This window comes from Cryobacterium sp. M25 (genome assembly GCF_002929635.1).
In the GTDB taxonomy this organism is placed as follows: Bacteria; Actinomycetota; Actinomycetes; order Actinomycetales; family Microbacteriaceae; genus Cryobacterium; species Cryobacterium sandaracinum.
Genome location: NZ_PJJU01000020.1, coordinates 1 through 21531, shown reverse-complemented (window position 1 = coordinate 21531; position 21531 = coordinate 1). Strand labels below are relative to the sequence as shown.

General features: G+C 68.4%; 21 protein-coding genes and 1 pseudogene. 14 read left to right on the top strand and 8 right to left on the bottom strand.

Annotated elements, in window-relative coordinates:
- Nucleotides 1-2023, top strand: a 2023-nt coding sequence (locus CXY81_RS16230) for a hypothetical protein (protein ID WP_104193656.1), incomplete at its 5' end; no start/stop codon positions are given.
- A 166-nt stretch (nt 2024-2189) separates the two neighbouring features.
- On the opposite strand, the gene CXY81_RS00600 is transcribed toward CXY81_RS16230, so the two are convergent.
- The 3 genes from CXY81_RS00600 to arsB all read right to left on the bottom strand — a co-directional run bounded on the left by CXY81_RS00600 (nt 2190) and on the right by arsB (nt 4560).
- A complete protein-coding gene (locus tag CXY81_RS00600; protein ID WP_104193655.1) occupies nt 2190-2864 on the bottom strand; it encodes a three-helix bundle dimerization domain-containing protein in 675 nt (224 codons plus the stop codon).
- Between the two features lie 12 nt (nt 2865-2876).
- A complete protein-coding gene (locus CXY81_RS00595; RefSeq protein ID WP_104193654.1) occupies nt 2877-3287 on the bottom strand; it encodes an arsenate reductase ArsC in 411 nt (136 codons plus the stop codon).
- Between the two features lie 61 nt (nt 3288-3348).
- Nucleotides 3349-4560 (bottom strand): ACR3 family arsenite efflux transporter, encoded by a 1212-nt coding sequence (gene arsB, locus CXY81_RS00590; protein ID WP_104193653.1) that lies wholly within the window; start codon nt 4558-4560, stop codon nt 3349-3351.
- Between the two features lie 171 nt (nt 4561-4731).
- Here arsB and CXY81_RS00585 point away from each other — a divergent pair, with 171 nt between their 5' ends.
- Together CXY81_RS00585 and CXY81_RS00580 are read left to right on the top strand one after the other, a co-directional pair.
- A complete protein-coding gene (locus CXY81_RS00585; protein ID WP_233193904.1) occupies nt 4732-5118 on the top strand; it encodes a metalloregulator ArsR/SmtB family transcription factor in 387 nt (128 codons plus the stop codon).
- Nucleotides 5119-5590: 472 nt separating this feature from the next.
- Nucleotides 5591-6442: a M23 family metallopeptidase gene (locus tag CXY81_RS00580; protein WP_233193903.1), complete on the top strand. Its 852-nt coding sequence runs from the start codon at nt 5591-5593 to the stop codon at nt 6440-6442.
- Between the two features lie 405 nt (nt 6443-6847).
- On the opposite strand, the gene CXY81_RS00575 is transcribed toward CXY81_RS00580, so the two are convergent.
- From CXY81_RS00575 to CXY81_RS16225, 3 genes are all read right to left on the bottom strand, one after another.
- Nucleotides 6848-7174, bottom strand: coding sequence for a CHY zinc finger protein (locus CXY81_RS00575; protein ID WP_104169419.1), 327 nt, complete (start codon nt 7172-7174; stop codon nt 6848-6850).
- Nucleotides 7175-7293: 119 nt separating this feature from the next.
- Entirely contained in the window at nt 7294-8115 is an 822-nt protein-coding gene (locus CXY81_RS00570; RefSeq protein WP_158251962.1) for a thioredoxin domain-containing protein, read from the bottom strand.
- 207 nt (nt 8116-8322) lie between these two features.
- Complete coding sequence (locus CXY81_RS16225) at nt 8323-8469, bottom strand: hypothetical protein (RefSeq protein ID WP_158251961.1); 147 nt, start codon at nt 8467-8469, stop codon at nt 8323-8325.
- Nucleotides 8470-8687: 218 nt separating this feature from the next.
- Here CXY81_RS16225 and CXY81_RS00565 point away from each other — a divergent pair.
- The 6 genes and pseudogenes from CXY81_RS00565 to CXY81_RS00540 form a co-directional block, all read left to right on the top strand.
- Nucleotides 8688-9109 (top strand): annotated as a pseudogene (locus CXY81_RS00565) (family 1 glycosylhydrolase); the annotation flags it as partial.
- A 223-nt stretch (nt 9110-9332) separates the two neighbouring features.
- Complete coding sequence (locus tag CXY81_RS00560) at nt 9333-10610, top strand: multidrug effflux MFS transporter (protein WP_233193902.1); 1278 nt, start codon at nt 9333-9335, stop codon at nt 10608-10610.
- Between the two features lie 273 nt (nt 10611-10883).
- Nucleotides 10884-11597, top strand: coding sequence for a phosphatase PAP2 family protein (locus CXY81_RS00555; protein ID WP_233193901.1), 714 nt, complete (start codon nt 10884-10886; stop codon nt 11595-11597).
- Nucleotides 11598-11647: 50 nt separating this feature from the next.
- Nucleotides 11648-12901, top strand: a complete 1254-nt coding sequence (locus CXY81_RS00550) for a saccharopine dehydrogenase family protein (protein ID WP_104193657.1) — start codon at nt 11648-11650, stop codon at nt 12899-12901.
- Between the two features lie 229 nt (nt 12902-13130).
- Nucleotides 13131-14504: an FAD-binding oxidoreductase gene (locus CXY81_RS00545; RefSeq protein WP_104193650.1), complete on the top strand. Its 1374-nt coding sequence runs from the start codon at nt 13131-13133 to the stop codon at nt 14502-14504.
- A 225-nt stretch (nt 14505-14729) separates the two neighbouring features.
- On the top strand, nt 14730-15533 hold the full coding sequence (locus CXY81_RS00540; RefSeq protein ID WP_146067572.1) for a GNAT family N-acetyltransferase: 804 nt from the start codon (nt 14730-14732) through the stop codon (nt 15531-15533).
- Nucleotides 15534-15753: 220 nt separating this feature from the next.
- Here the strand turns inward: CXY81_RS00540 and CXY81_RS00535 are convergent, their stop codons facing one another.
- Nucleotides 15754-16749 (bottom strand): NAD(P)-dependent alcohol dehydrogenase, encoded by a 996-nt coding sequence (locus CXY81_RS00535; RefSeq protein ID WP_104193648.1) that lies wholly within the window; start codon nt 16747-16749, stop codon nt 15754-15756.
- Between the two features lie 117 nt (nt 16750-16866).
- On the opposite strand from CXY81_RS00535, the gene CXY81_RS00530 reads away from it, so the two are divergent.
- The 3 genes from CXY81_RS00530 to CXY81_RS00520 are packed head-to-tail and all read left to right on the top strand — an operon-like array spanning nt 16867 to nt 18630.
- Complete coding sequence (locus CXY81_RS00530) at nt 16867-17310, top strand: DUF6326 family protein (RefSeq protein ID WP_199180828.1); 444 nt, start codon at nt 16867-16869, stop codon at nt 17308-17310.
- A gap of 19 nt (nt 17311-17329) precedes the next feature.
- Nucleotides 17330-17665, top strand: coding sequence for a PadR family transcriptional regulator (locus tag CXY81_RS00525; RefSeq protein ID WP_104169187.1), 336 nt, complete (start codon nt 17330-17332; stop codon nt 17663-17665).
- Nucleotides 17662-18630: a permease prefix domain 1-containing protein gene (locus tag CXY81_RS00520; protein ID WP_104193647.1), complete on the top strand. Its 969-nt coding sequence runs from the start codon at nt 17662-17664 to the stop codon at nt 18628-18630. Before CXY81_RS00525 ends, CXY81_RS00520 begins: the two co-directional genes overlap by 4 nt.
- 39 nt (nt 18631-18669) lie before the next feature.
- Here CXY81_RS00520 and CXY81_RS00515 read toward each other — a convergent pair whose 3' ends face one another.
- A complete protein-coding gene (locus CXY81_RS00515) occupies nt 18670-19203 on the bottom strand; it encodes a hypothetical protein (RefSeq protein WP_104193646.1) in 534 nt (177 codons plus the stop codon).
- A gap of 155 nt (nt 19204-19358) precedes the next feature.
- Here CXY81_RS00515 and CXY81_RS00510 point away from each other — a divergent pair, with 155 nt between their 5' ends.
- Together CXY81_RS00510 and CXY81_RS00505 are read left to right on the top strand one after the other, a co-directional pair.
- Complete coding sequence (locus CXY81_RS00510; protein ID WP_233193899.1) at nt 19359-20726, top strand: TrkH family potassium uptake protein; 1368 nt, start codon at nt 19359-19361, stop codon at nt 20724-20726.
- Between the two features lie 34 nt (nt 20727-20760).
- A complete protein-coding gene (locus tag CXY81_RS00505) occupies nt 20761-21417 on the top strand; it encodes a TrkA family potassium uptake protein (protein WP_104099219.1) in 657 nt (218 codons plus the stop codon).
- Nucleotides 21418-21531 lie beyond the last annotated feature (114 nt).

Here is a 21531-nt window from a genome sequence, read left to right as displayed (position 1 = left end):
CGGAGTCGTCGCCACCCGGCCCGCCGCCGCGGCACCGCCATCCGGTGCACCGGCCGGAGTCGTCGCCACCCGGCCCGCCGCCGCGGCGTCCGCGCCGCTGACCAACCTGTCCCACCTCACGTTCCTGCTCGACACCGTGCCGCTGGCCACGGTGGAGGGGCACACCACCTACGAAATCGACGCGCAGCCCACCGCCCAGGCGCCGTGGACCTACGCCGATAAGCAGGCCGACGGCAGTTACGGCAGGGTCGGCGGCGGGTCGCTCGACCCCTCGACCGGGCACTGGAGCCAGGGCGCGTACAACGCCGACGACATCGCCCGCACCGCGGTCGTCTACCTGCGCCACTGGCAGCAGACCGGTGACGAGACCAGCCGCGAGCACGCCGTGCAGACGCTGCGCTCCCTCACCTACCTGCAGACCACGACCGGTCCGAACGCCGGAAACGTCGTGCTCTGGCAGCAGCCCGACGGCACCCTCACCCCCAGCGCCAGCCCGGTGGAACTGCCCGACCCGAGCGACTCGGCCGAGTCCTACTGGGTGGCCCGCACCGTCTGGGCCCTCGGCGAGGGCTTCGCCGCGTTCCAGGATGCCGACCCCGAGTTCGCCGCGTTCCTGCAGGACCGCCTGCACCTGTCGCTCGACTCCCTCAAGCGCCAGTCGCTCGGCAAGTACGGCACCTTCGATGTGGCCGACGGCGTCAACGTGCCGGCCTGGCTCATCGCGGGCGGGGCGGATGCCTCGGCCGAGGCCGCGCTCGGCCTCAGCGCCTACGTCACGGCCGTTCCGGACGACGTCGCCGCACGCACCGCGCTGACCCGGCTCACCGAGGGGGTCGCCGGGATGTCCTCCGGCTCCGCCACCGAGTGGCCGTTCGGCGCGATCATGCCGTGGAACAAGTCGCAGACCCTGTGGCACGCCTGGGGCGGGCTGGCCCCGGCCGCCGTCGCCACCGCGTCCACGGCGCTCGGACGCACGGACTTGCTCGGCGCCGCCGTGCAGGATGCCGCCCGCTTCACCCCTCAGCTATTGGCCGCCGGCGGACCGGACAACGCCTGGAGCCCCACCCCGGGTGAGGCGCAGATCGCCTACGGCGTCGACTCTCGCGTGCAGGGGCTCGTCGCCACCGCCGCGGCCGCGAACGCCCCGGGGCTGCTCGACCTCGCCGCAGTGACCGCCGCCTGGTTCTTCGGCGCCAACCCGAACGGCGCTCCGGCCTACAACCCGGCAACCGGTACGGCCATCGACGGCATCGAAACCGACGGCCGGATCAACCCCAATTCGGGTGCCGAATCCACCATCCACGCCCTGATGACCATGCTCACCCTGGACGCGAATCCGTCGCTGAAGGTCAAGGCCCTCGGCATCGACGAGACCGTCTCCACCGTGGGGCTGAGCGTCGTCGAGGCCGAGTCCGGCACCATCACGGGCGGCGGGTCAGTGGTCACGCCGCCGTCGTCCTGGACCGGCGAGGCCAACCTCTCCGGCGGCGCCTACGTGGCGCTGGGCGCGGGCGACTCGCTGAGCATCCCGGTTCCCGCTGCCGACCAGGCTCGCAACGTCTTCCCGATCGTGAATCAGGCCGAGGCGGACTCCGGGGCCACAACCTGGGCGTCGGCGACGTCGACGCTGGGCAGCACGAGCAACGGCGGCGCGGGTGCTCAGGGCATCACGGATGCCCCGGGACGCCTGTTCCCGCTCACGCTCGAGCTGGCTCTGCCGGGGGCAGACACCGCGGTCGTCGGCATGGCCGGCGGGGCGGCATCCGTTGACGCGCTGCTGATTCAGCCGCTGATCTCGACGATCACGGTGACCGGGTCGGCGGGGGAGTCCACGGTGTACGTCAGCGCGGCGACCGAGACCAGCGTGCGCACGGTCGGCGTGCCACGGGGCTACCGGCTGGCGCAGGAGGCGTTCGATGCGACCGGCCAGCTCGTCGCATCCGTCGACAAGAAGGCGCCGAAGAAGGGAGCCGTGACGGTCGCCGCCGGCGGGTTCACGGTGGCGAAGCTGGTGCGCAAGTAGGGGCCGGCGCCCTCGGGCTTGCCTGCGCGCCCGTGCCCGCGCGACGAGAGTCGCCGTTGATGCCGAGAGTCCCCGTTGCAGGGGCGACTGTCGGCAGAAACGGCGACTCTCGGTGGTGGTGGTGGCGGTGGCGGTGGCGGTGGGGTGGCAGGGGCAGGGGCAGGGGCTAGGGGAGCGGCAGCGGCTGGGGGTCGACGCCGAGGGTCGTGAGCATGGCCTCGACCTGGTGCCGGATCTGGTCCCGGATGCGACGCACCTCCGGGGTCGGCTGACCGGCCGGGTCGGCCAGTTCCCAGTCCTGGTAGAGCTTGCCCGGATAGACCGGGCAGGCGTCGCCGCAGCCCATGGTGACGACGACGTCGGCGGCCTGCACGACGTCATCCGTCAGCGGTTTCGGGAACTCCTCGTCCAGGTTGAGGCCGAGTTCGGTCATCACCGCCGTCACCGTGGGGTTCAGTTCCTTGGCCGGCGCTGAACCGGCCGAACGCACGTGCACCCGACCGCCAGACAGGGCTCGGGTCAGCACCGCCGCCATCTGGGACCGCCCCGCGTTCTGCTCGCAGACGAACAGGACCTCGGGGACGTCCTTCGCGATCGCGCCCTTTGCCTGGGCCAGAGCGGTCAGGCGGTCGGTGGCGTAACGCCCCGTGTTGGTCACGAGGAACGCCGTGACCGTCGACGTGCGCAGGAGCGACGTGTACGACTCGAGCGCGTACCGTTCGATCGTTTCGGCGCCGAACACGCCCGAGAACCGGTCGGTGAGGTGCGCGGCCAGCCGTCGCAACGACTCCTCGGGGAAGGCCAGTCCGGGCAGTGACCGACGCGCGCTCAGATCGCTCATGGCGGGTCGGACCTAGACCTGGGCGGGGAGGATTTCGGCGAGCAGGCCCTGGATGCGGGCCTTGATCTCATCGCGGATCGGACGCACGGACTCGATGCCCTGGCCGGCCGGGTCGGCGAGTTCCCAGTCCTCGTAGCGCTTGCCGGGGAAGATCGGGCAGGTGTCGCCGCAGCCCATGGTGATGACGACGTCCGACTCCTTCACGGCCTTGGTGGTGAGGACCTTCGGCACATTGTTGGCGATGTCGATGCCTTCCTCGGCCATGGCCTCGATCGCGACGGGGTTGATCTGGTCCTTGGGCGCGGAGCCGGCAGAGAGCACCTCGACACGGCCCTCGGACAGGGCGGTCATGTAGCCGGCGGCCATCTGAGAGCGGCCCGCGTTGTGCACACAGACGAAGAGAACGGTGGGCTTAGCGGTCATGATCGGTGGTTCCTTCTTGATTTNGGGGGGGGGGGGCGGACGGCGGGGCGGTGTACAGAGATCAGACCCGGTCGGGAAGCGGGTCGGCGGTGACGGCGGTGACGTCGGTGACGTCGGTGTCGGTTACGGCGGTGTCGGCTGCGACGGATGCCTGCGCCGCGGCCCCTGAGAACAGCCGCGGCCGCAGCCACAGCGCCACATAGACGAGGGCGACGAGCGCCGGCACCTCGATCAGGGGGCCCACGATGCCCGCCAGGGCCTGGCCGCTGGTGGCGCCGAAGGTGCCGATGGCCACGGCGATCGCCAGCTCGAAGTTGTTGCCGGCGGCGGTGAACGCCAGGGTCGTGGTGCGCTCGTAGGAGAGCCCGGTGAGCTTGCCGGTGGCGAATCCGGCGGCGAACATGACAGCGAAGTAGACCAGCAGCGGCAGGGCGATCAGGGCCACGTCGAACGGGCGGTCGATCACCTGGCGGCCCTGCAGGGCGAAGAGCAGCGCGATCGTGAACAGCAGCCCGTAGAGGGCGAACGGGCTGATTTTCGGCAGGAACCGACTCTCGTACCAGTCGCGGCCGCGGGTGGCCTCGCCGACCCGGCGGGACAGATAGCCGGCCAGCAGGGGAATGCCGAGGAAGACGAGCACGCTGACGGTGATCGCCCAGATCGAGAATTCCGCGCTCGTGGTGGACAAGCCGAGCCAGGCGGGGAGCACCTGGAGGTAGAACCAGCCCAGCGCGGCGAACGCGATGACCTGGAAGACGGAGTTGAGGGCCACCAGGAAGGCGGCGGCCTCGCGGTCGCCGCAGGCCAGATCGTTCCAGATCAGCACCATGGCGATGCAGCGGGCAAGGCCCACGATAATCAGGCCGGTGCGGTACTCGGGCAGGTCCGGCAGGAAGATCCAGGCAAGGGCGAACATCAGGGCGGGCCCCAGCAGCCAGTTCAGCACCAGCGAGGAGACCAGGAGGCGGCGGTCGCGGGCGACTGCGCGGGCATCCGTGTAGCGAACCTTGGCCAGCACCGGGTACATCATCACGAGCAGCCCGATCGCGATGGGCACGCTGACCGAGCCGATCGTGAACGCAGCGAGCAGGTCGCCGACGCCGGGTGCGACGACCGCCAGTAGCAGGCCCAGGGCCATTGCCGCGAGGATCCAGACCGGCAGGAGACGGTCGACGGCCCCGAGCCGCGCCGGGGCGATGGTGTTTTGCGCGGCAGCCGGCTGCACGGTGGGCGGGGCGGTGGGCCGGGCGGTGGTCGATTCGGGGAAGGGCATGTGGCTCCGTGAGCAGGTAAGACAAAGATCGGCGGGTGGGACATAAAATCAGAGGTGTCGATAGGGAGTCTTCCCCAATGCATCGATGGATGTCAATTTATGGGAGATACTGTTCAGATGTCGTTCACCGAGACCCGTGCCGTGCCTGAGGCGTCGACCGCTGCGGTCGCCGTGGTTTTCGCGACGGATGCCGCGGTTGCTTCGGATGTCGCAGATGGCGCGACGGATGCCGCCGCCGCGGCCGCTGCCTGCTGCGCCCCTGCCGCGCGCGAGGCGATCGGCGCCGATGAGGCGGAGCGGCTCGCCCGGCTGCTGAAGGCCGTGGCCGAACCGGCCCGGTTGCGTCTGGTCTCGCTGGTGGCCGCGCACGACGATATGGAGGCCTGCGTCTGCGACCTGACCGAACCCCTCGGGCTCAGTCAGCCCACCGTGTCACACCACCTCAAAGTGCTGGTGGATGCCGGTATCCTGACCCGCGACAAGCGTGGCACCTGGGCGTACTACCGACTCGTGCCGGGCGCGCTCGGGACGCTGGCGGATCGGGTGCTCGGGCTCTGAATTTGCGGCTCTGCGTTTGCGGCTCTGCGGGTGCTGCTCTGCGGGTGCGGTGCAGAGTTTGCGGCTCCGAGATTGCTGTGCTGAGTTTGCGGTGCTGCGCGTGCGGACTAGGCTGTGGGGCTAAGGTTTTGGGCGATCGCGTGTGGCGTCGATCCTGGGCAGCCGACCGGAACATCCGTGACCGATCTGCGCAAGTCCATTGCTTTTTCAGGGTACCGAGATATCCTCAGTTCTTGTGCGCGAAGCCCCACGTCGTGCGGCGCACCTGGACACTTCCTCTGAGGGAGCGTCGTTCCCCGTAGGATCGCTCTGCGCTGTGAGCGCATTCTCCGTCTGAGTGAGGTTCCGGCTCCCCCTCACCCGAACCGCGTAACCGCGCCGACGAGAGCTCTCACCATGCCCATTTTTCTCCTGTTCCCTGCCTGCCGCGTTTCGGCGGAAGGTGCCTATGCAGACGCCTAGGCTCATCAGGTTGCCCAGGCTCACCAGATTCACCCTGATCCCGCGTCAGGCCGCCGTCGGCGGATTCGCGATGCTTTTCGCCGGACTGCTCACGGTGGTCCTCGGCATTCCCGCACAGGCCTCGGAACTCGATGTCTACGGCTGGCTGCCGCCGGCCGCCGTGGAAGCATCGGTGCGGGCCCCCGCGGATGCCTCCGCGGAAGCCTCAGCGCATGCCGCCGAGCCCGATCCCGCCGCGCGTGCTGCCGCCGCCCCTGATGCCTCCGCCGCCGAAGCGTCGCTACAGAGCCTGATGCCGAGTGCGGCGGCCACCGCCACCGTGCAGCGCGACGGTTTCACGGTCACTGATGCGCCGAAGCCCGAGCCCATACCTGCCGCCCCTGCTGCGGTTCCGAGTGCCGACGATGCGGCCGCTCCGGCCGCCGCTGGTGCAGCCGTGCAGTGGCCCTTCCCGGGCTCGGTTCGCCTCTCCGATCCCTATGGTTCGCGCGATGCACCCTGCGGGGGCTGCTCGACGTTCCACAAGGGGCTCGATATGCTTCCCGGCGAGGGTGCACCTGCCCAGGCGGTTGCGGACGGCGTCGTGCGTGAGGTCTCCGCCACGGACAACGGCGGCTTCGGCGTCTACGCGATCGTCGACCACACCGTCGATGGACAGCTCGTCAGCAGCGTCTATGCGCACTTCCAGGCCGGCTCGCTGCAGGTCTCCGCGGGACAGTCCGTGGGCGTGGGCACGCACCTGGGCAACGTGGGCAGCACCGGCGAGAGCACCGGCCCGCACCTGCATTTCGAGATCCTGATCGACGGGATCACCCCGACGGATCCGTACGCCTGGCTGTCGCAGCGCGCCGGCCCGATGTAGTCGCGAGGGGCGCGCAAGTTCCTCGGGGTGCTCGGGGTGCGCCGGTTGCGCGGTTTGCGCGGTCTGCGCGGGGGTCGCTGCGTGACGGCGGGAGCCCGTGCGGGGGTGGAAGGCCCGGCTCAGGCCGGCAAGTGCCCGGCTCAGGCCGCCTCGCCGGTTCAGTTCTGCGGCATTGTCCTGCTTGGCCCGCAGCATCCGCCCCGAACGAATTCGACGGAGTTTTTGCCGATTCACCCCCGAAATCGTCGAAACCGGCCTACGGGCAGCAAAATCTCCGTCGAATTGGTTCCCACCCGGGATCCTGGGTGCCGAAGTGGGTGGCGGTAGCGGTGGCGGCGGCGGTTGCGATGGTGGTGGTGGTGGTGGTGGGGGTTGCCGTGGGTTGTGGGCTCGTGCGGCAGCGGCTCAGGCCGGCGTTGCCGGGAGGTCGAAGTAGAGATGGGCGTGAGCGCGGCATCCGTCGTTGAAGGCGGCGCCGCACGCAGGGCACGCGGTGGTTGCCCGGTAGTCGGCGATCGAGAGTGTGCCGCGGCAGACTCCGCAGAGGATGGCCTGCTCGGCCCAGAGGTCGGCCGGCCAGAGCCGGGCGGCATGGGTTTCACCGGCGGAGTGGCACTGGTAGCACGGGTAGAAGCGCCCGCAGCAGAAGAATCTGATCGCCACGACGTCGAGCGCGGAACGGTAGTGCACGCAGCGGGTCTGGGCGTCGACGGTCTGTCCGTGGATCTGCATGGTGGTCCTTCGTGCGAGAGACGATCGCGACTGCACGTGGGGGTGGGGCGGCGTCGGGGATGGGGCCGGGGCGTCGGGGGTGAGGCCGGGGCGCCTCGCGGTGCCCCGAACCCCAGGCGCTACTCGGCGGTGGCCTGCGCTGTGACGAAGGCCTCGAAGGCGGCCGGGTCGTCGAGGGCGCCGGGGTAGGAGACGCCGTTGACGAGCACGGTGGGCGTGCCCTTGACCTGCTCGATGTCGGCATTGGGGAGAGGGCCGTCGAGGGCGCGTTGAGTGGCGGTGCCGACCCAGGCGGCGAAGGTGTTCTCCGTGATGCAGGTGGCGACCTTCTCGTCGGTGACGCCCGCACTGGTGGCCAGGCTGACCAGGTCTTCGTCGGTCAGGCCCTCGGTGTTCTCCGCCGGCTGGTTCGCGAACAGGGCCGCGTTCAGGGCGAGCACGTTCTCGGGCTCGTAGTTGGCGACGCACGCGACGGCGGCCGCGGCCCGGGTCGGGTACTTGCTACCGGCCGAAACCGGATCGAGGATCGAGATCGGGTGCAGTTCGAGCGTGGCGGTGCCCGCGGCGACCCAGCCGGCGATCTGCTCGCCGTTCGTGGTTTCGAACTGGCCGCAGAAGGGGCAGAGGTAGTCCGCGTAGACCACGATGTTGGCGGTGTCGCCGAGGGTTGTCGGGTCGGTTGCGATGGGGTCCTCGTCGGCGGCCACGGAGACGGTCTCGACCGGGACGATGTTGGTGCCGTCACCGCCGAGCAGCACGCCGTCGCTGGCCATGTTGAGCGGGCCCGGCGCCGCAGGTCCCTGGCTGCCGACCACGACGAGGGCCACGACCACGGCAGCGGCGATCAGGCCGGCGCCGATGCCGCCGCGCAGAAGCCAGCGGTTGCGCTTCTCCTTTTTCTGCTGCTCCTCGCGGAGCTGGCGGGCGCTTTCACGCGCCATCTCGCGGCGATCCTTCTTGGGGGGGACAGGCTTGCCGTAGACATTACTCATGAACTAATGCACCGTTTCGTTGCGACTGGCAGGTGGTTCCAAGGTTAGAGGGTCCGTCTCCGGGGGAGGTGCAGCGGGGCTGTGAGGGGGCTGTGAGCGCCGTGCGGAGAACCGAGTCGTCGCCCGCGCGGTCGATCCGCGGTGGTTGGGGCTAATTCAGGAGAAAACGGATGCCGGCGGCTGGGCGCCGCGGGAATCCGGGGCCCGGATCGCGGCATCCGTCAGTTCTCCTGAGTTAGCCACATCGCTGCGCCCGGTTCCCGTGGCCGGCCACCCCGAGTACACGGGTGACCTGGCTGACACGCTGACCCCCGTTTTCCGGGCGGCCAGGCTGTGCGTACGATCGAGGTCGCGAACCCGCTGGACGGTCCGGCCGAGAACGTCACGGTCCCCGACCGGTCGAGTCCGGCGGCCGGGCGGACCCCCTCACGGTGCACAACGGTTCGCCGACACCGTTCCGAGCTCGGCGGCCGGGCGCCGGCACCGCGGCATCCGTTTTCGGAAAGGCAACACTCACCCTGATGACCGGTAGAAATGCTGACTACCGCGACCCCGGACTCGTTTTCCCCGAGGGGTTCCTTTTCGGTTTGCCACCGCGAGCAGCCAGATCGAGGGTGCCTTCAACGAGGACGGCCGCGGCCCGTCGATCTGGGACACCTTCAGCCGCACCCCCGGCAAGGATCTGAACGGCGACACCGGCGACGTGGCCTCCGACCACTGCCACCGCCTCGACGAAGACCTCGATCTGATGGTGTCGCTCGGTCTGCACGCCTACCGGTTCTCGATTGCGTGGTCCCGCATCCAGCCGACTGGCCGCGGTCCGGCGAACGAGAAGGGGCTGGCGTTCTCTGGGCGTCTCGTCGACGGGCTGCTGGCCCGGGGCATCCGCCCGATCGCGACTCTGTACCACCGGGACCTGCCGCAGGCGCTCGAGGACGAGGGCCCGGAGTAGGTCCCAGCTTCCGGCAGTGGACCGGTGCACGATCGGGCGGATTCCTGCAACTTCCGCGGCGTTCTGCGAATGGGGGAATAGGTGCCGGTGTGGTTGCCTTGTCAGTGAGGGCGTTTCCGTGTTCCGCTGCTAGTGCTGACGCCCGTGATGCGGTGCCGCTAACGAAATCAGACCAGCACGCAGAGCCCCATCGATACCGAGGATCAATACTTTCGTGAGCACCGCCGCCATCACCGTCATTACCGCTGCCGACCTGAGGTCGACCGCGAAGCATCCCGGGGACGCCCTCTCCCGCGGCCAGCGCCTCGTCTACATCATCGTGCTCGGCGCCCTCACGGCGCTTGGCCCGTTCACGATCGACCTGTACCTGCCGGCCTTCCCGACCCTGGAGCGTGAGTTCGGCGTATCGGCGGCCGCCATCCAGCTGACCCTCACCGGCACCATGATCGGGTTCGGGTTCGGCCAGCTTGTGGTTGGCCCGTGGAGTGACAAGGTCGGGCGCCGACTGCCGCTGATGCTCGCGACCGGCTTCCACATTCTGGCGAGTGTCGGCGCCGCCCTCTCCCAGGACATCGTCTGGCTCGGGGTCTTCCGTCTGCTGCAGGGCTTCGGCGCCGCGGCCGGCGCGGTCGTCGCCCTGGCGATGGTGCGCGACCTGTTCGGCGGCAAGCCGCTCGTGAAGATGCTTTCCCGCCTTGCGCTGATCAGCGGCCTGGCCCCCGTGCTGGCCCCGGTCATCGGCTCGCAGCTGCTGCTGGTGATGAGCTGGCGCGGCATCTTCTGGGTGCTCGCCGCCTACGGTGCGGTCGTGATCCTGGCCGTCGCGTTCTGGATCGTCGAGACTCTGCCGGATGCCGAGCGCCACACCAAGGGGCACAGTTCCCTCGGTCAGCGCTACCGTGCGGTGCTCAGCGACCGGATCTTCGTCGGCGTCGCGATCATCGGGGCGATGACCTTCACAGGTCTGTTCTCCTACCTCTCGGCGTCGTCGTTCCTGTTCCAGCAGGTCTACGATTTCAGCCCGCAGCAGTACGGCGTGCTCTTCGCCGTCAACTCGCTCGGCATCGTGATGGGTGTGCAGCTCAGCTCCCGACTCATGCACCGCTTCAACATCGGCCCGCAGTGGATCATCTCGGTGTCCACCGTGGTGCTCCTGATCACGGCCGCGGCCATCGTGCTGCTCGACCTCGCCGGCGCGGGACTCTGGGGCACCCTGGTGCCGCTGTGGTTCTTCATCGCGGCTTGCGGTTTCACCCTCCCCAGCGTGCAGGTCATCGCCCTGAACGCGCACGCGCATGAGGCCGGAACCGCCGCGTCGCTGCTCGGCGCCGCGAACTTCGGCGTCGCCGGACTGATCTCCCCGGTCGTCGGCGTGCTCGGCGTCGGGACAGCGGTTCCGATGGGCGCCGTGATGGGCGTCACCGCCATCGTGTCGATCTTCGCCCTGTGGCTCATCGTGCGCCCCCGGTCGGTGCCCGCGCTGGAGTACTGAGGCCGGATGGGCGCCGGGTAACGGCATCCGTCAGCCTCCGGTCAGTGGTCAGTGTTCAGTCGTCAGTCGTCAGTCGTCAGTCCTTCGTCGTCAGTTGCCGTCGGTGGCTAACTCAGGAGATTTCCGATGGCGTGGCCGAGGTGACGACGGATGCCGCGTGATTCCGGCATCCGTCGCCACCGGCTTCGCAGATCTCCTGAGTAAGCCCCCGGAGATGCGCGGCAAATGGCCAGGGCGGGCAGCCGTACGCCCGCACCGATCTAGCATGGATAGATGATGAGCGAGCGCGCCCCCGAGACCGCAGCCACCCCCGCCACCCGACGCATCGCCCGCCGGTGGCCTCTGGTCAGCGGGTCCGCGGCGCTGTCGTTGGCCGTGGGGCTCGGCGCCCTGATCGTGCTGCGCGGCAACGGCCGCCCGCTGGAGATCGACGCCGAGTGGATGGACGAGATCCTCGAGCACCGGGCGCCCGTCTGGGAGTATCTCTCGCTCACGATGAATTACCTTGGTGCCGGAATCGCCGGCGTGATCGTGATCCCGGTGCTGATTCTGGTGGCGCTGCTGCTGCTCAAACGGCCGTGGGCGGCCGGCTACTTCGTGGCCGCCACGATCGTGAGCTCGGGACTGGTGCAGGTGCTCAAATCACTCTTCGGTCGGGCGAGGCCGGAAGACATGCTGGTCATATCAGATTTCGGATCCTTTCCGTCCGGCCATGTCGCGAATGCGGCGACCATGGCGGTCTGTCTCGGCATCCTCTTCCCGCGCGTCTGGGTTTGGCTGGCCGGCGCCCTCTACACGGTTCTGATGATGGTCAGCCGCACCTATCTGGGCGCACACTGGCTCACGGATACGATCGGAGGGCTGCTGCTCGGTGCGTCCGTCGCCGTGCTGCTGTGGGCCCCGGTCGCCGCGAAGCTCCAGGGGGAGCGCGAGCTGGCGGCGCAGCATCCGTCGCCCTTGCGAATTCGACGGAGAAATTCCGCGTAGAGCCCTTAATCGGGGCAAAATCGCGCGGTTTTGGGCAAAATCTCCGTCGAATTGGTTCGGGCAGGACGCACGGACGCACGTGCGCCCAGCGCACGTTCTTCGAGCACGTCATCGTGTGCGACTACGACCTGGCCCGGGCGGAACGCACCATCGTCGCAATCGGCCTGAAGCACGGGCACACGGTGGCAGCCCGGTTCTCCGCCGAGCAGATCGACGCCGGCGACCCGGACATGGTCGCCGCCGTCGCGCTCAGGCACGGCGCCACCCACGTGATGAACGCGGTCGAGCCGAAGTTCGTGCCCACGGTGTTCGCCGGGGCGCTCGCCGCCGGCTGTGACTACCTCGACATGGCCGTGAGCCTGTCCGAACCGCACCCCACGGACCCCTACCGCCAGACCGGGGTCATGCTCGGCGACGACCAGTTCGCGCAGGCCGCCGACTGGGAGACCGCCGGCCGCCTTGCCCTGGTGGGCATGGGCGTCGAGCCGGGGCTCTCGGATGTCTTCGCCCGCTACGCCTCGGACCACCTGTTTCGGCAGATCGAGGAGCTCGGCACGCGCGACGGTGCCAACCTGGTCGTGCACGACGACGCCGGCAACGAGATCTTCGCGCCATCCTTCAGTATCTGGACCACGATCGAGGAGTGCCTGAACCCGCCGCTGATCTTCGAGAAGGACCGCGGCTGGTTCACCACCGAGCCGTTCAGTGAACCGGAGATGTTCGACTTTCCGGAGGGCATCGACCGGGTCGAATGCGTGAACGTGGAGCACGAGGAGGTGGTGCTGATGCCGCGCTGGCTCGACGCGAATCGGGTCACCTTCAAGTACGGCCTCGGTGAGGAATTCATCGGCGTGTTGAAGACCCTGCACCTGCTCGGCCTCGACCGGGTCGACCCGGTGCGGGTGCGCAGCGCGTCCGGCCCGGCACTGGTCGCCCCACGCGATGTGGTGGCCGCCTGCCTGCCTGACCCGGCCACGATCGGCCCGCGGATGACCGGCAAAACCTGCGCGGGAGTGTGGGTCACCGGCACGGGTCCGGGCGGCCTGCCACGCGAGGTCTACCTCTACCACGTCGCCGAAAACGAGTGGACGATGCGCGAATACGACACCCAGTGCGTGGTTTGGCAGACCGCCCTGAACCCGGTGATCGCCCTGGAACTGCTGGCCGCTGGCACCGGGACCGGCATCGGCGTGCTCGGCCCGGAGGCCTTCGATGCGAAGGTGTTCCTCGACCTGATGAGCGCGCCCGAATCCGAGGGCGGCTACGGCCAGCCCTGGGGGATGGAGGACCGGCTGGCGTCCTGACGCGCACTCGACCTTCCGACGTGCCAGGCGGATGCCCGAGCGCATAGCTGCGGCCGCGGCGCGGGTGGTGCGCCGCTACGCGCGTGGCGTGCCATCCGCGCAACGGCGTACCACCCGCGCGACGCGAATCCCGGCAGGGCGGGATCGGGATTGCCGCCCGACCGAGCCGGATGCGAGATGATGCTGTGACTGAGCGCGAAACATCCGTCGGAACGAAAGCGGTGCGGGAATGATCAATGGTGATGTCTCCTTCTGGTGGAACCAGCTCGGCCGGCCGGCCAACCGCGACCCGCTGCCCGGGCCGATGACGGCCGATGTGTGCATCGTGGGTGCCGGCTATACCGGGCTGTGGACGGCCTATTACCTGAAGAAGGCGGCCCCGGCGCTTCGGATCGTGATCGTGGAGCAGCGCTTCGCCGGCTACGGAGCGTCAGGGCGGAACGGCGGCTGGCTGACCAACTCGGTCACCGGCGGCCGCGAGCAGTACGTGAAGTCGCACGGCCGGGACGCGGCGGCCCGGTTCCAGACCGGCATGAACGAGACCGTGGACGAGGTGATCCGGGTCGTCGAGGCCGAGGGCGTCGACGCCGACATCGCCAAGGGCGGCGAGTTCACCGTGGCCTACGACCAGCCGCAGCAACGAAGGCTGGAGGCATCCGCTCGGTCGGAGCAGGCCTGGGACATGGCGGATGTCGAACTCCTCTCCCCGGCGGCTGCGCGCGCCCGTATCGACGTGGCCGGTGCCACCGGGGCGATGTGGCACCCGCACTGCGCGCGCATCAACCCCGCCAAACTCGCGGCCGGGCTTGCCCGGGTGGTGGAGGGCCTCGGCGTGGAGATCTTTGATAATACCCGGGTCAGCGAGATCACGCCGCACCGGGCGATCACCGACCGCGGCGCCGTGGAGGCGGAGTTCGTGGTGCGCGCGACGGAGGGGTTCACGGCGGGTCTGAAGGGACTGCACCGGGCGTGGCTGCCGATGAACTCGTCGCTGATCGCGACCGCGCCGCTCAGCTCGGACGTCTGGCAGAGCATCGGCTGGGCGGGCCGGGAGACCCTCGGTGACATGGCGCACGCCTATATGTATGCGCAGCGCACCATTGACGACCGCATCGCGATCGGCGGTAGGGGCGTGCCGTACCGGTTCGGGTCGCAGACGGATTCCGACGGGCAGACTCCGGCGAGCACGGTGGAGGCGCTGCGAGGCATCCTGACCCGGTTCTTCCCGGCGACGGCTGGCGCGCAGATCGACCACGCCTGGTCGGGGGTGCTCGGCGTGCCGCGCGACTGGGCGGCGACCGTGGGGCTGGACCCGGCGACCGGGCTGGCCTGGGCCGGTGGCTATGTGGGCACCGGGGTGGCGACGACGAACCTCGCCGGGCGCACGCTGACCGACCTGATCCTCGGCAACGACACAGGCCTCACCCGGCTGCCGTGGGTGAACCACCGGGTGCGTAACTGGGAGCCGGAGCCGCTGCGCTGGCTCGCCGTGCACGCGCTCTACCGCGCCTACTCGCTGGCCGACCATGCCGAGCTGACCCGGCGGCGGACGACGTCGCCGATCGCGTCCGTCGCGGACGTGGTCTCGGGTCGAGGACACTAGCGCGGGCGCTCGTGCCGCGCGGCTGTCCTGGTGCGGGCCCGGTGCGTGCCGCGCGGCTGTCCTGGTGCGGGCCCGGTGCGGGCCCGGTGCGTGAACCAATTCGACGGAGATTTTGCCGATAACAGCTGGTTTGGGGCCGAAAACCTGTCTTCCGGGCAAAATCTCCGTCGAATTAGCACGGTGGCCGGCTGCCGGGGACCGGGCCTGGTGTGGTCTACTCGACGCATGAGCGTTGAGCCGGGGGTTTCGCAGCAAGCCGTGCGGCAGGCGGAGGCCGCCGCGGATGCAGCCGCCGAGGCTGCCGGGGTGACCGTGCGGCAGGCTGAACCCCGCGACCTGGCCGCGGCGATCGGCCTGTTCGAGCGCACCTGGGGCGGGGGCCACAGCCCCGACAGGTCGATGCTCCTGGCGCTCGACTTCGCCGGCAACACCGTGATGGTGGCGACCAAGGCCGGCAAACCGGTCGGCGCGACGCTCGGTTTCCTCGGCTGGACCGACGGCATCCACCTGCACTCGCACATGGCAGCGGTCGTGCCGTGGCAGCGCGGCAGTGGGGTCGGCTACGCGCTCAAACTGTTCCAGCGGGCACTCTGTCTGCAGCATGGCGTCGCAGACATGCGCTGGACTTTCGACCCGCTGATCCGCCGCAACGCGCACTTCAACCTGGTCAAGCTGGGCGCCGAGGTGGTGCGCTTCCTGCCGGATTTCTACGGCCGGCTCGACGACGTCATCACCGGCAGCGACCGGAGTGACCGGTTCGAGGTGCGCTGGCGACTCGATTCTCCGCGCACCCTCAGGGCACTGGCCGGCGAACTCCCCCCAGTCTGGTCGGGCAGCGATTCGCTGTCTCTTGACGTGGACTTCGAGCGGCTGCGCGCCGACGACCCGGCCGAGGCCGTCCGGCGCCGGGACGAGTCCCGGACACTGTTCCAGAACAACCTGTCTCGCGGGATGCGCCCCGAGCTCACTGAGAACAACGATTACATCTTCACACCGGATGTCCCCGATCGCCGGCCGGCCCCCGACTGAGCCTCGCCCGCCCCGTCGGCCCGCCCCGCCCGCCCTGCGCGCCGTGCGAATTCGACGGAGATTTTGCCCGTAAACCCGGTTTTCCGACCCAAAACATCCGTTTCGGCCAAAATCTCCGTCGAATTGGTTCGGGAGCGCAGCCCCCGCGCCAGACCAGGCGGCGCACTCCGCGCCAGCCGTCACTCCGGGCCAGACGAGGCGGCGCACTCCGCGCCAGCCGTCACTCCGTGCCAGCCGTCACTCCGTCCCAGATCGAGATGGCGATCTTGCCTCGGGTGTGTTCCTCGCCGAAGTGGTGCAGGGCGTCGGCGGTCCGGCTCAGCGGGTAGGTCGTCTCGATCCGGGGGGCGACCTTGCCCGAGTCGATCAGCTCGCGAATCACATCGAGATCGGTGGCGCTGGCCGACGCCACGAGCGGGCGGAGGCTCTGGCGCGAAAAGATTCCCAGGGCCGATGCGGCGAGGATGCGCCCGATCGGGCCGAGCAGACGACCGCCTGCAGCGGAGGACAGCACCAGCGTTCCGCGTGGGGTGAGCGCGCGACGGCAGTCGGACAGGGAGCGATTGCCGATGAGATCGAAAATCACCTCGTACTGCCGACCCTTGGCCGTGAAATCCTCGGAGGTGTAGTCGATCACGTGGTCGGCGCCCAGGCCGCGGGCCAGCTCGGCGTTCCGAGTGCTGCAGACGGCCGTCACCTCAGCCCCGAAGGCTTTCGCAAGCTGCACGGCGAACGATCCGACCCCGCCGGATGCGCCGTTGACCAGAATCCGATCGCGCGGCTGCAGGTTCGCGGCATCCCGGAGTCCCTGCAGCGCCGTGGTCGCGGCGATCGGCACCGTCGCCGCCTGCTCGAAGGTGAGCGTGGCAGGCTTGTGGGCAACCACCTTCTCGGTCGCCACCGTGAATTCCGCGAAGCTGCCCGCATTGACCTCCGCGTAGACCTCATCATTCACGGCGACGCGTCGCACGGCGCTGCCGACGGCCACGACCACTCCCGCGGCATCCCGTCCCCGGACCGCGATGCGGGGTGCCCGCAAACCGAACGCGAGCCGCACGAGATAGGGCTCGCCGTGCATCAGCAGCCAGTCGGCCGCATTCACGGATGCCGCGTGGACGCGGATCAGCACTTCGTCGGCACGGGGTACCGGCATGGGGACATCGGTGTACTCGAGGGTCTCGGGCCCGCCGTAGGCCCGCTGGATGATCGCTTTCATGGCACCCTTTCTGGTGTAACACTATAGTGTGTGCTACACAGTACAGTGCGACCTGCAAAACCGAAACCCGACAACACCAAATCCACACACACCAACCCTCGGAGAGGATCCGATCCCATGATGCTGCTCACTCCACTCCCGCGGCCCGTGCTGCTCTCCACGCTCTGGATCGTTCTGCTGTTCAACTACCTCTACTGCGACGTGCTCGGGCTCAACGACCCGGCACACCTCGTCGACCTTGAGACCGGCACCCTCGGTGGCGGGCCCTTCACACCCGGCAAGCTGGTCGCGGCCGGGGTGCTGATGCAGATCCCCATCGCGATGGTTCTTCTCGCTCGCGTGGTGCGCCACGGACTGAACCGCTGGACCAATGTGGGCGCCGCATCTGTTATGGCCGCGGTTCAGGTCTCCACGCTGTTCCTCGGCACACCGCCCACGCCGGTCTACCTGTTCTTCTCCGCGATCGAGATCACGCTGCTGCTGGCCATTGTCGTCCTCGCGGCATCCTGGACCCGCTCCAGGGAGCGGGCGGCGCACGACCGGGCCCTTGCGGGTGTGTGACGCACACTAATGTGTACAAGTGCTCAACGAAGAAGAACTCGCCACCCACCGGCAGGAGTTGCGGCGCGGCACCATCGTGCTCGCCTGCCTGGTGCTGCTCACGCAGCCCAACTACGGCTACGCCCTGCTTACGGCCCTCGAATCCCAGGGGTTCGCGGTGGATGCCAACACTCTGTACCCTCTGCTGCGGCGCCTGGAGAAGCAGGGTCTCCTCGCGAGCGAGTGGAACACCGACGAGTCCCGACCGCGCAAGTTCTACGTCACGAGTGAGGAGGGGGTGGGTCTCGCCGCCACCCTCACCACCGACTGGAACGAATTGAACATGGCATTCCGATCCCTCACGGAGACATCATGACCACCCCGTTCACCCCGTCCACCCTCACCGACCGCTTCGTCACCGAAGCGCTGCGCGGCCTGCCCGCGCGGCAGCGTGCTGACATTGAAGCCGAACTGCGCACCCTGATCGCCGACGCAATCGAGGATCGCCTGGAGGCGGGAACGGATGCCGTGGCCGCCGAACACACCGTGCTCGCCGAGCTGGGCGCACCGCGCCGGCTGGCCGCCCGGTACTCGGAGAAGCCCACCTACCTCGTGGGACCGGATCTCTACTTCGACTACGTGCGCGTGCTCACGGTGCTGCTCTCGACCGTGGTGCCGATCTGGTTCCTGTTCAGCGGCATCGTCACTTTTGTCGCCGGCTCGTCGGCTGGTGAAACGGTGGGCGTCGCCGTCACCGGCGCAATCGAGACGGCCATGTCGATCGCGTTCTTCACGACGGTGATCTTCGCGATCATCGAGCGCACATCGGCGATGCGGTCAAGGCGCACAGTGGTCTGGGATCCGGCATCCCTGCCCGAGGTCCTGGACAAGCGCGGCTATTTCACGGAGCTCGTCGGCGGAATCAGCTTTCTCGTGATCATCCCCAGCGTGCTGATCTGGCTGCAGACGGTGGGTGCGGTCGAGGGGCGGGACAGCGCACTCATCGGTCCGATTGCGACGGAATTGTGGACATCCGGGGCGTTCTATATCGCACTTTTCTATGCCGCTGTCAGCATCAGTTTTCACCTGTTCGCGTATTACACGGGATGGTCGGTGTCGAATGCGATGGCGACCATCGTGCTGGACGTTCTCTTCGTCGTTCCAGCGGTCTGGCTCACGGCGAGCGGCCGGCTGCTCAACCCGGACTATTTCGATGCCGTCGGCTGGCCGCAGGGCGTCGGGGTCGTCACGGCCATCGTGGTGGTCGTCGTGCTGCTGTTCTCCGCCCTGGACTCCATTGACGCAATCGTGCGCGCGACCCGGAAACGGCGCACTCGCTGAGCCGTGATTCGCAGAGCGCGAAGAGCGGATGCCGCGACGCTACTCCCCGCGCCGGGTGAAGCGTCGCTCGAACCAGTAGAGCAGTTCGGGGCGCACCCGGTTCAGGTCCTGCAGGGTCATCGGTTCGGGCACCCGCACCATGGGTACGCCGAGCTGATCGACCACCGTGTCCATGGCGCCGCGCGAGTAGTACTGCCCGCGCATGCGCACCAGCAGTCGGCCGTCGGTGCCGGTGACGAAGAGCTGCGGCTGCGTGTCGAGCGCCCCGCTCCGGTAGAGGTCGAGCAGCACGATGCTGCCGATCTCGTCCGAGGAGAAGTCCTTGACCAGGCCCATGAAGCCGCGCTCCGAGATGCCCTCGGCATCGACACGGATGATGGTGCGAGTGTAGGCGAGATAGGCAAGGCCGCAGATGCTCAGGAGCACAACCTGGGCGATGGCAACCGGACGCCAGGTGCCGTTGGGGATGCTGAGCCAGAAGAGCACGGCGGAGATGGGTGCGACAAGGGCCAGGACGGAAAGCCCCGACTGCATCAGCAACCGGCCGTGAGGCCGCAATGCGTGCGTGTGCATACGCACACCCCCGTTGAATCTCACCCTTGGTTCCCCCTCGCCGGTGTACACAGATTATCTCGGATTTTGCGTGAGTGCGGCAGTCACCGATAGGGGGGGGTGCCGTGTCGAAACCGGAACAGACGACGGATGCCCGTGAACCGTATAGTGAGCGGGTGCCATCCTTGTCTCTCCGAAGAAGCGGTCCGCGCGTGCCGCGCGCCCGGCTGCATCCGGCGCAAGTCGTGGTCGCCGGATTCGCCGCCGCCATCCTGATCGGCACGGTGCTGCTGATGATCCCGATCGCGACGCCCGGCCCCGGCGGCACCCCGTTCCTGATCGCGGCTTTCACGGCCACGTCGGCCGTTTGCGTGACCGGGCTGACCGTCGTCGATACCGCGACGTTCTGGACGCCGTTCGGCCAGGTCATCATCCTGGCCCTGATCCAGGTCGGCGGCTTCGGGATCATGACGTTCGCCTCGGTCATCGGGCTCGCCGTGATCCGCAAGATGTCCCTTCGGTCCCGCATGACGGCGGCCGCCGAGGTCAAGAGCTTCGGGCTCGAGGATGTCCGCGGGCTGGTTCTCGGCGTCGTGCGCATCTCCCTGATCGTGGAGTTCATCGTGGCGGTGCTGCTGAGCCTGCGGTTTTGGATCGGGTACGGCGAAGCGCCGGGCCGGGCCATCTGGCTCGGCGTGTTCCACTCCGTGTCCTCGTTCAACAACGCGGGCTTCGCCCTGTTCAGCGACAACCTCATCTCCTATGCGACGGACCCGTTCATCTGCCTGCCCATCGCCGCCGCCGTGATCCTCGGCGGCCTGGGCTTCCCGGTGATCATGCAGCTGCGCAAGCACCTCCGGAACCCGCTGAAGTGGTCGATGAACACCCGCATCGTGCTGGCCGGAACGATCACACTTCTGGTCGCGGGCACCGTCTACATCACCGGCGTGGAGTGGAACAACCCGGGCACGCTCGGACCGCTGGACTGGCCGAGCAAACTCCTGGTGGGATTCTTCCAATCGGTGCAGACGCGCACGGCCGGGTTCAACAGCCTCGACATCGGGGCGATGGATTCCGCGAGCCTGCTCGGCATGGACGTGCTCATGCTGATCGGCGGAGGCCCGGCCGGCACCGCCGGCGGCATCAAGATCACCACCTTCGCTGTGCTGTTCTTCATCCTGTTGACCGAAATCCGTGGCGAGGTGGCCGTGAACGTCTTCGGCAAGCGCCTCTCCCGGGCCGTGCACCGTCAGGCGATCACCATCGTGCTCCTGGCGGTTGCGGTGATCACGGTCTCCACGGTCGCCCTGATGCTGATCACCGATATCGGCCTCGATGCCCTTCTGTTCGAAGCGATCTCCGCGTTCGGCACGGTGGGGCTCTCCACCGGGATCACCGCGGGTCTGCCCCCGGCCGGTCATATCATCCTGATGCTGCTCATGTTCATCGGTCGTCTGGGTCCCATCGCCTTCGCCTCGGCGCTCGCCCTGCGGGACCGCCCCACCGGGTATGAATTACCGAAAGAGAGGCCCATCATTGGCTAAATTTTCCCTGTTCGGGCACCAACAGCCTGCGCGTATGGCCGAAGAGGATGCGATCGTCGTGATCGGCCTGGGTCGGTTCGGCAGCGCCCTTGCACTCGAGCTGATGGCCAGCGGCAGCGAGGTGCTCGGCATCGACGGAGACGAGGAGATCGTGCAGGCGCACAACGGCCTGCTCACCCACGTCGTGCGCGCCGACTCGACCAAAGAGGAGACGCTCCGCCAACTCTCGGTGCCGGACTTCAGCAGCGCGGTCGTCGCGATCGGCGGCGATATCCAGGCGAACATCCTCACCGCGAGCCTGTTGCTCAAGCTGGGCATCCCGAATATCTGGGCCAAGGCGGTCAGCGACCCACACGGTGAGATCCTGCGCCAGATCGGCGTCAAGCACGTCATCTACCCCGAGAAGGACATGGGCAAAAGGGTGGCCCACCTCGTGCGCGGGGTGATGCAGGACTACATCGAGATCGACGAGAACTTCGCCCTCGTGAAGACGAACCCGCCGCAGGAGATCATCGGCGTGCCGCTCGGAAAATCGAGCGTGCGCACCATCCACGGGATCACCGTCACGGCATTCAACCGCCCCGGCAAAGGCTGGAGCTACACGACCCTTGACACGACGTTGGAGGCCGACGACGTCATTCTGATCGCCGGGGACGTGCGCAAGGTGGAGTCCTTCAGCCGCCTCAGGTAGCGGATGCCGTCGGCCTTCCCGGTCGGCGAGGAGCTGGGTGCGGCGGGGCTGGGTTGGGTTCGGTTGGGTTGGGCGCGGCGCAGCTGGGTGCGGCGGGGCTGGGTGCGGCTGCGT